Source organism: Streptomyces sp. NPDC057428, from assembly GCF_042803195.1.
Classification (GTDB): Bacteria; Actinomycetota; Actinomycetes; order Streptomycetales; family Streptomycetaceae; genus Streptomyces.
In genome coordinates this window covers 46,493-60,229 of record NZ_JBHVCT010000026.1, presented here as the reverse complement: position 1 = coordinate 60,229, position 13,737 = coordinate 46,493, and the positions used below count along the sequence as shown (strand labels likewise).

At 71.2% G+C, this 13,737-nt stretch carries 12 protein-coding genes; 7 read left to right on the top strand and 5 right to left on the bottom strand.

Annotated elements, in window-relative coordinates; genetic code table 11:
• Positions 1-8: 8 nt before the first annotated feature.
• Positions 9-1,370, bottom strand: coding sequence for a glutamine synthetase family protein (locus ACFU5K_RS13380; RefSeq protein WP_384060148.1), 1,362 nt, complete (start codon positions 1,368-1,370; stop codon positions 9-11).
• A gap of 74 nt (positions 1,371-1,444) precedes the next feature.
• On the opposite strand from ACFU5K_RS13380, the gene ACFU5K_RS13375 reads away from it, so the two are divergent.
• On the top strand, positions 1,445-2,182 hold the full coding sequence (locus ACFU5K_RS13375) for a FadR/GntR family transcriptional regulator (RefSeq protein WP_384060145.1): 738 nt from the start codon (positions 1,445-1,447) through the stop codon (positions 2,180-2,182).
• Positions 2,183-2,294: 112 nt separating this feature from the next.
• Positions 2,295-3,023 (top strand): gamma-glutamyl-gamma-aminobutyrate hydrolase family protein, encoded by a 729-nt coding sequence (locus ACFU5K_RS13370; RefSeq protein WP_384060143.1) that lies wholly within the window; start codon positions 2,295-2,297, stop codon positions 3,021-3,023.
• An 82-nt stretch (positions 3,024-3,105) separates the two neighbouring features.
• On the opposite strand, the gene ACFU5K_RS13365 is transcribed toward ACFU5K_RS13370, so the two are convergent.
• A complete protein-coding gene (locus tag ACFU5K_RS13365; protein ID WP_384060194.1) occupies positions 3,106-3,990 on the bottom strand; it encodes a LysR family transcriptional regulator in 885 nt (294 codons plus the stop codon).
• 193 nt (positions 3,991-4,183) lie between these two features.
• On the opposite strand from ACFU5K_RS13365, the gene ACFU5K_RS13360 reads away from it, so the two are divergent.
• Positions 4,184-5,359, top strand: coding sequence for a TDT family transporter (locus ACFU5K_RS13360; protein ID WP_384060141.1), 1,176 nt, complete (start codon positions 4,184-4,186; stop codon positions 5,357-5,359).
• Positions 5,360-5,477: 118 nt separating this feature from the next.
• Here the strand turns inward: ACFU5K_RS13360 and ACFU5K_RS13355 are convergent, their stop codons facing one another.
• The 3 genes from ACFU5K_RS13355 to ACFU5K_RS13345 form a co-directional block, all read right to left on the bottom strand.
• A complete protein-coding gene (locus ACFU5K_RS13355) occupies positions 5,478-6,023 on the bottom strand; it encodes a helix-turn-helix domain-containing protein (RefSeq protein ID WP_384060138.1) in 546 nt (181 codons plus the stop codon).
• A gap of 187 nt (positions 6,024-6,210) precedes the next feature.
• Positions 6,211-8,841, bottom strand: a complete 2,631-nt coding sequence (locus tag ACFU5K_RS13350) for an ABC transporter permease/substrate binding protein (protein WP_384060135.1) — start codon at positions 8,839-8,841, stop codon at positions 6,211-6,213.
• Positions 8,834-9,940 carry a glycine betaine/L-proline ABC transporter ATP-binding protein gene (locus ACFU5K_RS13345; RefSeq protein ID WP_384060132.1) on the bottom strand — a complete coding sequence of 369 codons (1,107 nt, stop codon included), beginning with the start codon at positions 9,938-9,940 and terminating at the stop codon, positions 8,834-8,836. Before ACFU5K_RS13345 ends, ACFU5K_RS13350 begins: the two co-directional genes overlap by 8 nt.
• Before the next feature lie 299 nt (positions 9,941-10,239).
• Here ACFU5K_RS13345 and ACFU5K_RS13340 point away from each other — a divergent pair, with 299 nt between their 5' ends.
• From ACFU5K_RS13340 to ACFU5K_RS13325, 4 genes are all read left to right on the top strand, one after another.
• Positions 10,240-11,148 carry a 5'-3' exonuclease H3TH domain-containing protein gene (locus ACFU5K_RS13340; protein ID WP_384060191.1) on the top strand — a complete coding sequence of 303 codons (909 nt, stop codon included), beginning with the start codon at positions 10,240-10,242 and terminating at the stop codon, positions 11,146-11,148.
• A 65-nt stretch (positions 11,149-11,213) separates the two neighbouring features.
• Positions 11,214-12,056, top strand: a complete 843-nt coding sequence (locus tag ACFU5K_RS13335) for a siderophore-interacting protein (RefSeq protein ID WP_384060188.1) — start codon at positions 11,214-11,216, stop codon at positions 12,054-12,056.
• A 252-nt stretch (positions 12,057-12,308) separates the two neighbouring features.
• A complete protein-coding gene (locus tag ACFU5K_RS13330; protein ID WP_384060130.1) occupies positions 12,309-12,893 on the top strand; it encodes a sigma-70 family RNA polymerase sigma factor in 585 nt (194 codons plus the stop codon).
• Positions 12,890-13,645 carry an anti-sigma factor domain-containing protein gene (locus ACFU5K_RS13325; RefSeq protein ID WP_384060128.1) on the top strand — a complete coding sequence of 252 codons (756 nt, stop codon included), beginning with the start codon at positions 12,890-12,892 and terminating at the stop codon, positions 13,643-13,645. Before ACFU5K_RS13330 ends, ACFU5K_RS13325 begins: the two co-directional genes overlap by 4 nt.
• Positions 13,646-13,737: the final 92 nt, after the last annotated feature.

The window sequence follows — 13,737 nt, the reverse complement described above, 5'->3', positions numbered from 1 at the left end:
GGGTTTCCTCACAGGCGTTCGAAGGAGCGGCGGAGTTCCCAGTCGGTGACCGCGGCGTCGAACGCCTTCAGTTCGACGCGCGCCATGTTGCGGTAGTGCGCGACGGTCTCGTCGCCGAAGGCCTCCCGGGCGACCTCGCTGGCTTCCCAGAGGCAGGCGGCCTCGCGCAGCGTGGTGGGCACCTGGTCGTATCCGGCGGTGTAGGCGTTGCCCTCGCAGGCTTCGGGGAGTTCGAGCCCGTTCTCGATGCCGTGGATCCCGGCCGCGACGAGACCGGCGACGGCGAGGTAGGGGTTGACGTCGCCGCCGGGCAGCCGGTTCTCGAAGCGCAGGGAGCGGCCGTGTCCCACGACGCGCAGGGCGCAGGTGCGGTTGTCGTGGCCCCAGGCGACGGCGGTCGGGGCGAAGGAGCCGGGCTGGAACCGTTTGTAGGAGTTGATGTTGGGCGCGTACAGCAGGGAGAAGTCGCGCAGGGCGGCGAGCTGGCCCGCGAGGAAGTGCCGCATCACGGGGGACATCGTCCCGTCCTCGCCCGCCATGACACTCTGCCCGTCGGCGTCCTGGAGGGAGAGGTGGATGTGGCAGGAGTTGCCCTCGCGCTCGTTGAACTTGGCCATGAAGGTGAGCGAGACGCCCTCCTGCGCGGCGATCTCCTTGGAGCCGGTCTTGTAGACGGCGTGCTGGTCGCAGGTGACGAGGGCCTCGTCGTAGCGGAAGACGATCTCGTGCTGGCCGGGGTTGCACTCGCCCTTGGCGGACTCGACGGTGAGCCCGGCGGCGGCCATCTCGTTGCGGATGCGGCGCAGCAGTGGCTCGATGCGGCCGGTGCCGAGGACGGAGTAGTCGATGTTGTACTGGTTGGCCGGTGTGAGACCGCGGTAGTCGCGGTCCCACGCCGCTTCGTAGGTGTCCTTGAAGACGATGAACTCGAGCTCGGTGCCGACGTGGGCGGTCAGTCCGTGCCCGGCGAGCCGTTCCAGCTGCCGCCGCAGGATCTGGCGGGGCGCGGCGACGACGGGTGTCCCGTCCTCCCAGGAGAGGTCTGCCATGACCAGCGCCGTGCCCTCGTGCCAGGGGACGCGGCGCAGGGTGGCGAGGTCCGGGCGCATCGCGAAGTCGCCGTAGCCGTCGGCCCAGGAGGACATCGCGAAACCGTCGACGGTGTTCATGTCCGTGTCGACGGCGAGCAGGTAGTTGCAGCCCTCCGTGCCGTGTTCGAGCACCTCGTCCAGGAAGAACGACGCCGCGAACCGCTTCCCCTGCAGTCTGCCCTGCATGTCGGGGAAGGCGAGGACGACGGTGTCGATCTCACCGCTCGCGACGAGCCTACGGAGCTCCTCGACCTGGAGCGGCGGTGTTCGGTCTGCCACGGGACACTCCTCGTTCGGTCAGCCGGAAGGCTTAAGGTATGGGAGAAAACCATTGGGGGGAAGGGGATCGGGACGTGGCGGAGGAGACCAGGAAACCGGGGCCGTCCGAGCTGGTGCTGCCCGCGCTGCGGCCGGTGCGGGCGGGCAACGGCTTCGAGGAGGCTCTGGAGCGGATACTCCAAGTGGTCCGGCTCGGCCTGGTCCCCGCAGGTGGGCGACTGCCCGCCGAGCGCGAGCTGGCCGGCCTCCTCGGCGTCAGCCGCGTCACCCTGCGCGACGTGCTGAAGGTCCTCCAGGACCAGGGGCTGGTGGAGGCCAGACGCGGCAGGTACGGCGGTACGTTCGTGCTTCCCCGGGGCGGCGCCGCCGACGGGGGTGAGCTGCGCCGCAGGGTGGCGGACACCGACATCGAGGACGTGCTGCTCTTCCGCGAGGTACTGGAAGCGGGCGCGGCGGGCCTGTGCGCGTCGCGCGGGCTCGACGACGCTGGGGCGGACCGGCTGCGTACGGCTCTGGCGGCGACACACGAGGCACCCCTGCCCGACTACCGCAGACTCGACACCCTCTTCCATCTGACACTGGCCGAGCTCTCGGGCTCCCCGTCCCTCTCGGCCCGGTACGCGGCGGTCCGGGCGACCGTCAACGACCTGCTGGACTGCATACCCCTGCTCGTGCGGAACCTGGAGCATTCGCAAGCCCAGCACACGGCCCTCGTCGAGGCGGTGCTCGACGGCGACGAAGGGGCGGCCCGCGCGGTGACCCGGGAGCACTGCGCGGGCACGGCCGCGTTGCTCAGGGGTTTTCTGGCTTGATCCCGCTCTTCCGGATCACCGCTCTTGCGCGGCGGCCCGCTACGAACAAAGGTATGTCGCAACACCATTGCACCGGGCCGGCCCGCAGGCCGGCCGCCGGAGGGACCGCACCATGCACGAACCGCTCATCGGCGTGACGACCTATCTGGAGCCGGCGGCTCGCTGGGGCGTCTGGGAACTACCGGCGGCGGTACTCCCCTCGGCATATCCGCGGCTGGTGCAGCGCTCCGGCGGCCTGGCCGCGCTGCTGCCGCCGGACACCCCGGAACGCGCCGCGGACGTCGTGGCCCGGCTGGACGGGCTGGTCATCGCCGGCGGGGCGGACGTCGATCCAGGGCTGTACGGCGCGGAACGCGACTTCAGGACGGGCCCGCCCTCCCACGAGCGCGACTCCTGGGAGGTCGCCCTGCTCCGCGCGGCTAGGGCGGCGGGCACCCCGGTGCTGGGTATCTGCCGGGGTATGCAGCTGCTGAACGTGGCCCTGGGCGGCACGCTGACCCAGCATCTGGACGGCCACGCGGGCCCGTTCGGCAAGGCGGGGGTCCTCGGCGAGCACACGGTGACACCGGTGCCCGGCACGCTGTACGCCTCGCTGGTCCCCGAGGAGGCCTCCGTACCGACGTACCACCACCAGGCCGTGGACCGCCTCGCAACGGGCCTGGTGGTGTGCGCGCACGCGGCGGACGGCACGGTGGAGGCGGTCGAACTACCGGGCGCCCAGTGGGTGCTGGGCGTTCAGTGGCACCCGGAGATGGGCGACGACCTGCGCATCATGCGGGCGCTGGTGGAGGCGGCCCGCGCGGGCGCACGAGCGGGACGGCCTGTGGCGGACCGCGCCTGACGGACCCGCCGGTCACACATGCGCCGCGCGCGGACCCGGTGACCGCGCGCAGGCCGGTCTCCGCGCGCGGCAGGGTGCCGGCTCAGCCGCGCGCCGGACCCGAGGGGTGTGCTGTCAGGGAGAGCAGGTCGCGGGCAGGACCGGTGGGCCGGTGACCCGCGGGCCAGACCGCGCGCAGCTGCCGGCGCAGCCGGACACCCGCGACGGGGACCTCGACCAGACGCCTGGCCGCGAGTTCCTCGTCGAGCGCGAGTTCGCTCAGTACGCAGGGCCCGGCCCCGCTCTCCGCGGCCCCCTTGACCGCGGTGGTGGAGGAGAGTTCCAGCAGGGGGCGCGCCAGTCCACCGTGCACGGCGAGCGCGGCGTCCAGCACCTGCCGTGTCCCCGAACCGTGCTCGCGCAGGATCAGGGGGGTCGCCGCGAGCTCCCGGGGCGTCAGCTGCCTACGCCGTCGGGCCCAGGGGTGCGGCGGGGCGACCACCACGACGAGGCGGTCGTGGGCGATGACCGTGCCGTCGAGACCCTCCGGCACGGACAGGCCCTCGACGAAGCCGAGGTCGGCCTGACCCGCGAGCAGTCGCTGCGCCACGGCGGCGGAGTTCCCGGCGAGCAGGGACACGGCCGTGTCGGGACGCCCGGCTCGCAGGGCGATCAGCCACCCGGGCATCAGGTACTCCGCGATGGTCATGCTGGCGGCGACCCGCAGCCGGGAGTCCCGCCGGTCGCGCAGCGCCTGCGCGCCCACGTCGAACGCCTCGGCCGCCTCGACGACCCGGCGCGCCCAGTCGGTGACGAGGGCGCCGGCGTCGGTCAGCCGGGAGCCGCGCGGCGAACGGTCCAGGAGCGCGACACCGAGCCGCCGTTCCATGGACCGGATGCGGCTCGACGCCGCGGGCTGGGTGATCCCCACCTCCCGCGCGGCGCCGCCGAGGCTGCCGTGCCGGGCGACCGCGAGCAGCAGGACCATGGCGCCCAGGTCGGGCACGCGGTGCGGCAGCGAGGCTGAGGCGTCGCCACCGGGCGCGTCGAGAGGGCGCGCGGGGCCGGGGGGAGGCACCGGGGCGCCGACGGGAGGGACCGAGGGGGACATAAATACAGCTTATGACCTCATAGGTCCGGGCTCCCTGGTGGCAGGGACTCCGCCCCCCGAAAATATTGGCATGGCCATCTATCCACGGATCCGGACGCACGCCCCGCGCGCCGTCGTCGGCGCGGGCTCCGACCCCGGCGCGACCGCCCGCCTCCCCTCCCTGCGGCACCTGGGCCCGAACTGGTACGCGACCGTCATGGGCACGGCGATCGTCGCCACGGCCGGGGCGGCGCTGCCCGTCCACGTACCGGGACTGCGCGGCCTGTGCCTCGCAGTCTGGGCCGGGTCGGCAGCGGTACTCGTCGCGGTGCTCTCGGCGCGCGCCGGCCACTGGATCCACCACCGGGACCAGGCGAAGGCGCATCTCCTGGACCCCGCGGTGGCACCCTTCTACGGCTGCATGCCCATGGCGCTGCTCGCCGTCGGCGCGGGGACCCTCTCCGTCGGGCGGGACGTCATCGGTCATACGGCCGCCGTCGCCGTGGACGCCGCGCTGTTCACCACGGGCACGGTCGCGGGCCTGGCGGCCGCCGTCGTGATCCCGTACCTGATGGTCGTACGCCACCGTCCGGGGCCGGGCAGTGCGTCGCCTGTGTGGCTGCTGCCGCTGGTGGCGCCCATGGTCTCAGCGGCGGTGGGCCCCCTGCTGGTGCCCGAGCTGCCGTCCGGCCAGTGGCGGGAGGCGCTCCTGCTGGCCTGTTACGCGATGTTCGGGCTGTCCCTGCTGGCGACCCTGGTGGTGCTGCCGCTCGTCTTCGCACGGCTGGTCCACGAGGGCCCGCTGCCGCTCGCGCTGACACCGGCGCTCTTCCTGGTGCTCGGTCCGCTTGGCCAGTCCACGACCGCCGTCAATCAGCTCGCCGACGTGGCGCCCGGAGCGATCGCGGCGCCCTACGCCCCCGCCTTCGGCGCGTTCGCCGTACTGTACGGGGTGCCGGTGATGGGCTTCGCCCTGCTGTGGCTCGCCCTGTCCGCCGCGATGGTCGTCCGGGCGCTGCGGCGCGGGATGGGGTTCACGATGACGTGGTGGGGGTTCACCTTCCCCGTGGGCACCTGCGTCACCGGCGCGGCAGGGCTGTCACGGCACACCGGACTGGCCGCCTTCACGTGGCTGGCCGTGGCGCTATACGCACTGCTGGTCACGGCCTGGGCCTTCGCAGGCGTACGGACGCTGGGCGGACTGTTCAGCGGAGCGCTGCTCGCAGCGCCCCGGCCGCTTCGGCCGGCGACAGCCCCTACCACGTGAGGGTGCCGCCCGTGGACCAGTACGGCCCGGAGGCCGGGAAGGGCCTCGGGCCCGTCCGTGGCCGTTAAGCGGCCGGGCTCGCCGGGCAGCACGACCAGCCCGGCCCCGGAGGCGCCCGTCAGCGCCGCGCGTCGTACGTCGCGTCGATGTGCTCGGCCACCGAGACGACCAGCAGCCGGGTACCGGGTCCGGTCGCCCGCCAGCGGTGGCGGACACCGCCCGAGAGGAAGAGGCTGTCACCCCGGCCGAGCCGGTGCGCCCTGCCCTCCGCCTCGACCTCGACGGCGCCCTCCACGACGTACATCACCTCGTCGTTCCGGTGCTGGAACTCGCGGCCGAGATCGTGTTCACCGGTGAACTCCAGGGCGCTGAGCTGATGGCGGCCACGCACGAGCCGACGGACGCCGTCCTCGTCGTCGGCCCGTACGACGTCCACGGCGCGCGCCGAGTCCGCCGCCGCCCTTAGCCGCTCGGTCGTGGTCTCCAGTGCCTCCGCCACCCGGTCCAGGGACCGTGGGCTCGGTCTGGCCCGCTCGTTCTCGATCTGGCTGAGGAACGGTACGGAAAGACCGCTGCGCCCGGCCACCGCGGCCAGGGTGAGTCCGAGGGTCCTGCGGCGTCGGCGAACCGCGGCACCCACTCGAAGGGCTTCCTTGTCGTCCATGTCCGGCTCCCTCCCCGGTTCGCCATCCCCCGGTTGCCAGCACCCTACGCATGTCGTTCGCGTGAGGGAGGTGAAGCCGGCGAACCGGACGGACGGGAAACCTCGGGGGACTCCCTGAGACAAGCCTGAAGGGGACGGCCCGGGTTCGCTACCCGGGCCGCCCCCTTCCTCGTGCACGGTGCGTGGATCAGCTGCCGACGGGCGCCAGCTTCGCCACGACGTCCGGGTTGGCGTCCATCCACCGGCGGGCGGACTCCTTCTCCTTGCCGGCGCCGCCCTTCTGGAGTTCCACCTCCAGCGAGGCCAGCTGCGCCTCGCTGAGCTTGAAGTCCTTCAGCCAGCCGGTCAGCTCCGGGAAGTCCTTCGCGAAGTCCTTCTTGGCGACCGTGTGGATCTGATCGCCCTTGCCCCAGGCACCCTTCGGGTCCTTGAGCTTCTTCAGGTCGTACTTGCCGTAGGCCCAGTGCGGCGACCACAGGGTCACCACGACCGGCTCCTTCTTCTTGATCGACCGGTTCAGCTCGGCCAGCATCGATGAGGTGCTGGAGGAGACGACCTTGTACTCGCCCTCCAGGCCGTACTCCTTGAGCACCTTCTTGTTCAGGGTGCCCATCATCCCGGCACTGGCCTCGATGCCGATGATCTTGCCGTTGAACTTCTTGCCCTGGCCCTTGAGGTCCTCGAGCGAGTCGATGCCCTTGACGTACGAGGGGACCGAGAGCTCCAGCGACGTCGGCCCGTACCAGGAGCCCAGGTCCGAGAGGTTGTCCTTGTAGCGGTCCCAGTAGTCCTTGTGCGTCGTCGGCAGCCAGGAGTCGAACTGGACGTCGAGCTGGCCCTGCGCGAGACCGGTGTACAGCGGACCCGGGTCGAGCTGCTTGACCGTCGTCTTGTAACCCCGGTCCTCCAGCATGTTCTGCCAGAGGTAGGTGCTGGCGATGGCCTCGTCCCACGGGAAGTACCCCATGTTGACGGTCCTGCCCGCGTCCTTGCCCTGCTGCGTGCCGCCGGCGCCGCCCGGCACCGGGGCCAGCTTGTCGACGAGTCCGGGGTTCTTCTTCAGCCAGGTGCGGACACCGTCCTGCTCCTTGCCCTGACCGGCGTTCTGGATCTCGTTCTCGAGGCTCGTGAGCTGTTTCTCGGTGAGCTTGAAGTCCTTGAGCCACTTCGCGACGGCGGGCGACTTCTTCGCGAAGCCCTTGTGCGCGACGGTGTGGATCTGCTCGCCCTTGCCCCAGGCACCCTTCGGGTCCTTGAGCTTCTTCAGGTCGTACTTGCCGTAGGCCCAGTGCGGCGACCACAGGGTCACCACGACCGGCTCCTTCTTCTTGATCGACCGGTTCAGCTCGGCGAGCATCGATGAGGTGCTGGAGGAGACGACCTTGTACTCGCCCTCCAGGCCGTACTCCTTGAGCACCTTCTTGTTCAGGGTGCCCATCATCCCGGCACTGGCCTCGATGCCGATGATCTTGCCGTCGAACTTCTTGCCCTGGCCCTTGAGGTCCTCGAGCGAGTCGATGCCCTTGACGTACGAGGGGACCGAGAGCTCCAGCGACGTCGGCCCGTACCAGGAACCGAGATCGTCCAGCTGGTCGCTGTACTTGTCCCAGTAGTCCTTGTGCGTGGTGGGCAGCCAGGAGTCCGTCTGGAAGTCGATGTCACCGCGGGCCACGCCGGAGTAGAGCGGACCGGCGTCGAGCTGGGTGATGCCGGTCTCGTAGCCGCGCCGCTCCAGGATCTCCTTCCACAGGAACGTGGAGGCGATGCCCTCGTCCCAGGGGATGTAGCCCATGTTGATCTTCTGGCCCTTGCCGACGTTCGCACTGTCGGCCTGCGAGGCCTTCGAGTCACCGGAACCGGCGATGTTGAGGCCGCCCGCGACGAGCGCGAGGACGACGACACCGGTCATCGCGACGGCGGTACCCGGCTTGTAGTGCGCGAACTTCAGCCGCCGCGCACCGGCGGCGATCTTGGCGGCGGCACGGCGGCCGAGCGGGGAGACCCGCTCGTTGAGCGCGCCGGTCATCCGGTCCAGGTACATGGCGAGGATGACGACGGCGATGCCGCTCTCGGCGGCGAGGCCGACCTGGAGCTGGGTGATCGCCGCGTACACCTTCTCGCCGAGGCCGCCCGCGCCGGCCATGCCGCCGATGACGACCATCGACAGGGCCAGCATGATGACCTGGTTGATTCCGGCCATGATCGTCGGCAGGGCGAGCGGCAGCTGCACCCGGGTGAGGGTGTGGTTGGGTGTGGTGCCGAAGGCCTCGGCGGCCTCGACCAGCTCGCCGTCGACCTGGCGGATGCCGAGCTCGGTCATCCGGACGCCGGGCGGCATCGCGAAGACGATCGTGGCGATGACACCGGGGGTGACGCCCACGCCGAAGAACATGACGCCGGGGATCAGGTAGACGAAGGCGGGCATCGTCTGCATGACGTCCAGCACCGGCCGCAGCGCGGCGCCGACCCTGCTGTTGCGCGCCGCCCAGATGCCGGTGGGCACCGCGATCACGATCGTGATGACGGCCGCCACGACGACCAGTGAGAGCGTGTCCATCGCCTCGTCCCAGAGGGCGAGGGAATCGATGAACGCGAAGCCCACGAACGTGAGCACGGCGGGGATCAGGCCGCGCAGCCAGAAGGCGATGACGGCGAAGATGGCGGCCATCAGCAGCGGTTCGCCGCTGCCCAGCACGGCGTTCACGCCGTCGTACATGCCGCCGAGCACGGCCTTGATCGCGTCGAAGATCCAGGTGAGGTTCGACTGGAGCCAGTCGACCGCGTCCTCGACCCATGAACCGAAGGAGATCCTAGGCACCGGCGATCACCTCCTCGACCTCACGCCGGGCGGCCGGCACCTGGGTGTCGGCCTGCGGCTCGACCTTGGGTTCCTCGCCGAGCGCGGCGAGCAGCCGCTCGCGCGGGACGACGCCTATGACGCCGCCCTCCGCGTCGGTGACGGCGATGTCGGCGCCACTGGTCGAGCAGGGGGCGAAGAGCTCCGCGACGGGGGTCTCAGAAGTCACGGTCGCCGGCGCCTCGGCCAGCAGGTCGGCGTGGGAGACGCCCGCTCCGGGCTTCTCCATGATCGAACCGGCCGTGAGCACCCGGGAGCGGTCCACGTCCTGGATGAACGAGGCCACGTAGTCGTTCGCGGGCCGGACGAGGATGTCCTCGGCGGTGCCCTGCTGGACGATCTCGCCGTCACGCATCACGGCGATGCGGTCCCCGAGGCGCATGGCCTCGTTGAGGTCGTGGGTGATGAAGACGATCGTCTTCTTCAGCCGCTTCTGCAGCTCCAGGAGCTGGTCCTGCATGTCGCGGCGGATCAGCGGGTCGAGCGCGCTGAAGGACTCGTCCATCAACAGCAGGTCGGCGTCGGTGGCGAGCGCGCGGGCCAGGCCCACACGCTGCTGCATGCCGCCCGAGAGCTCGTCCGGCCAGGACTTCTCCCAGCCCGCGAGGCCGGTCAGCTCCAGCGCCTGGGCGGCTCGCTCCTCCCGCTCGGCGCGCGGCACGCCCTGGACCTCCAGGCCGTAGGCGGCGTTCTCGAGCACGCTCCGGTGGGGAAAGAGCGCGAAGTGCTGGAAGACCATGCTGATCTTGCTGGAACGTACGCCGCGCAGCTCCCGGGGGCTCAGGGCGGTGAGGTCCTGTCCGTCGAACAGCACACGGCCGGCCGTCGGCTCCAGGAGCCCGTTCAGCATCCGCAGGAGCGTGGACTTCCCGGATCCGGAGAGCCCCATGACGACGAAGATGTGTCCCGGTTCCACGGTGAACGAGGCGTCGATCACCGCTGCGGTCGTTCCGTCGGCGCGCAACTCGTCGCGGTGGGTACCGCTCTCGAGCTTCTGCACGGCTTGATCGGGTCGTCTGCCGAACACCTTGTACAAGTGCTCGGCCTGCAGCCTTGACACATACACCTCACGCGTTGAACCGAAAACGGTCTGCCACCCCCGTGGGCAGACCGTGGAGCGGTGCGGATTCGGTCCGCAGAGCACGCGCCATTCGTTGAAAAATGGACGTGGTCCGCTCCGGTGCCGCGCCTGCCCGCACTTACGCGACCCAAACACACGTGTGATTCAGGTCACTCGAATGGGCGACTGGTCCGGCGAACTGCGCGTATACCGGCCCGGTCCCGGTCCGGCACCGCGCGCCCGTCGGCGGCGGCCCTGTCGGTGGTGTGCGGCATCATCGGGGTGTGACACGACGCCTGATACTCCTCGACACCGCTTCCCTGTACTTCCGCGCCTATTTCGGCGTACCGGACTCGGTGCGCGCACCGGACGGCACCCCGGTGAACGCGGTGCGGGGCCTGCTCGACTTCATCGCCCGGCTCGTGCAGGACCACCGGCCGGACGACCTGGTCGCCTGCATGGACGCCGACTGGCGCCCGCAGTGGCGGGTCGACCTGATTCCGACCTACAAGGCCCACCGGGTGGCTGTCGAGACCTCCGAGGGCGCGCCCGACGAGGAGGAGGTCCCCGACACCCTCTCCCCCCAGGTCCCGGTGATCGAGGCGGTGCTGGACGCTCTCGGCATCGCCCGGGTCGGCGTTTTCCCGTACGAGGCGGACGACGTGATCGGCACCCTGGCCGGACGGGCCGCGGGGCCTGTCGACATCGTGACCGGCGACCGCGATCTGTACCAGCTGGTCGACGACGCCCGCGGGGTGCGGGTCCTCTACCCGCTGAAGGGCGTGGGAACGCTCCAGGTGACGGACGAGGAGTGGCTGCGCGGCAAGTACGGCGTGGACGGCACCGGATACGTCGACCTGGCCCTGCTGCGCGGCGACCCGAGTGACGGCCTGCCGGGCGTTCCCGGCATCGGCGAGAAGACGGCGGCGAAGCTCCTGGACGCCTACGGCGACCTGGCCGGGATCATGGCCGCGGTGGACGATCCGGCTTCCCGGCTGACGCCGTCCCAGCGCAAGCGGCTGGACGAGGCCCGGGACTACGTGGCGGTCGCCCCGAAGGTCGTGCGGGTCGCCGGCGACGTACCCCTGCCGGAGTTCGACGCGGCCCTCCCCCGCGAGCCCCGCGACCCCGCCGCGCTGGAGGAGCTCGCGGGGCGCTGGGGCCTGGGCGGCTCATTGCAGCGGCTCATGCTCACGCTGCAGGCATGAGGGTGTAGCTTAGGTAAACCTAAGTTCACAGGACCTCAGGCATGTCCAGACGCAGGGAGAACCTCGTGGCAGAGCGGCCGCAACGCCGGACACCGACAGCGCAGGGTGCGCAGGTCCTGCGCACCGAGCGGATAACCCCGCACATGGTGCGCGTGGTCCTCGGCGGCGAAGGCCTGGCCGGTTTCGCCCTCGCGGGCTTCACCGACCACTACATCAAGCTGTGCTTCGCGCCCGAGGGCACGGACTACGCCCATCCGTTCGACATGGCCGCGATCCGCGAGGAGTACCCGCGCGAGCTGTGGCCCACCACCCGGACGTACACGGTGCGCTCCTGGGACCCCGACGCCCGTGAGCTCGCCGTCGACTTCGTGGTGCACGGCGACGAGGGCCTCGCGGGCCCCTGGGCAGCGCGGGCCCGGCCTGGCGACCAGGTGACCTTCCTCGGTCCTGGCGGCGGCTACGTCCCCGAGGCCTCGGCGGACTGGCACCTGCTGGTGGGCGACGAGAGCGCGCTGCCCGCGATCGCCGTGGCGCTGGAGCAGATGCCGGCGGGCGCGCGGGTCCTCGCCTTCGTCGAGGTGCCGGACCGGTCGGAGGAGCAGAAGCTCGAGACTCCCGACGGTGTCTCGCTGACCTGGCTGCACCGGGGCGGGCGTCCGGTCGGCGAGGGCCTGGTCGCCGCGGTGAGCGGGCTGGACTTCCCCGAGGGTGAGGTGCAGGCCTTCGTGCACGGCGAGGCGGGCTTCGTGAAGGAGATCCGGCGCCATCTGCGTGTGGAGCGCGGCATCCCCCTCACGCAGCTGTCGATCTCGGGCTACTGGCGGCTCGGCCAGAACGACGACGCCTGGCGCGCGGTCAAGCGCGAGTGGAACGAGCAGGTCGAGCGCGAGCAGGAGAACGCCGCGTAGCGCTCCCGCACTCTCCTCCCGGAGCCCGGTCGCCGTCCCCGACAGCGACCGGGCTCCGCGCGTTGCGTCACCCGGGGACGGGGCGCGCACCGGCCACACCCGCCCTCCGTGCGAGCGGACGCAGGGCGTCCCGCTGACGCGTGCGTGTTCGAGGGGAAGGCGTGCGAGGATATCGGGTCGCTCACCAATCCGCATGGTCACCGGCTCCGAATCACCCAGGAAACCGATGCGTGCTCCGGGAGGAACGTCCGCGTGAAAGAAGCAGTACATATCAGCGGGATCCCCTCAGCCGGGCCCGACCTCCAGGAGCTGCTCGTCCAGGTCGCACGTGGCGACCAGGACGCCTTCACCCGGGTGTACGACCAGGTCAGCGGGCCGGTTCTCGGCCTGGTGCGGAGCGTGCTCCGCGATCCGGCCCAGTCGGAGGAGGTGGCACAGGAAGTGCTCGTCGAGGTCTGGCGCACCGCTCCCCGCTTCCAGCCGTCCCGCGGAAGCGCCATGAACTGGGTGCTGACGCTGGCCCATCACCGGGCCGTGGACCGGGTCCGCTCCGCCGAGGCGACCGCCGCGCGGGAGCACAAGGCCGCGCTGCTCGACCGCACGCCGGAGTTCGACGAGGTGTCCGAACAGGTCGAGACCCGGCTCGAGCGGGAGCAGGTGCGGCGCTGTCTGCGGACGCTCTCGGAGCTCCAGCGACAGTCCGTGACGCTGGCCTACTACCAGGGACTGACCTACCGCGAGGTGGGCGAGCTGCTGGCCGTACCGCTGGGAACCATCAAGACGCGACTGCGCGACGGACTCATCCGGCTGCGCGACTGCCTGGGGGTGAACGCATGAGCATCGCCGAGCTGCACACGCTGACCGGGGCCTATGCACTGCACGCGCTGCCGGACGACGAGCGGGTCGCGTTCGAGCGCCACCTGGGGGCGTGTGAGGCGTGCAGCCAGGAGGTTCGGGAGTTCTCCGCCACGGCCGCCCGGCTGGGGCTCGCGGTGTCCGCCGCGCCGCCGCCCCCCATGAAGGAGCGGGTGCTGCGGGAGATCGCGACCGTACGCCAGGAGGCGCCCTCCCGCGGGCGCGGTGCGCGCGGCGGGACGTCCACCGGCCGGGCCGGCAGGTGGACTTCGTACGCCCTGGCCGCCTGCGTCGCCGCCGCTGCCGCGCTCGGCGGAGTCGCCGTGTGGCAGAACCAGGTCGCCCAGGACGCCCGGCAGGAGGCGGCCCGGGTGCAGCAGCGCAACGAGCAGGTGGCCCAGGTGCTGACCGCACCGGACGCCTCGACCAGTGCTTCGGACCTGGCGGACGGCGCGCGGGGCACGGTGGTGGTCTCGAAGAGCGTGAACCGCGCGGTGTTCCTGGCATCGCACCTGACACGGCCGCCCGGCGGCAAGGTGTACCAGCTGTGGTTCAACGACGACGGCACGATGCGCTCGGCCGGTCTGATGAACCCGGCGGCGACCGACGAGACGGTGCTGCTGGACGGTCCGGTGGACCAGGCATCCGGCATGGGCATCACCGTCGAGCCGGCGGGCGGTTCCGAGGAGCCGACCTCGGAGCCGGTGGCCCTGATGGAGTTCCGCAGCGCCTGATCCGTCCCGCACGAAGCACGATGCACGAAACACGAAGGGTGTGCCCCCGGCCGATGTCCCGGCCGGGGGCACACCCTTGTCCAGCTGTCCTG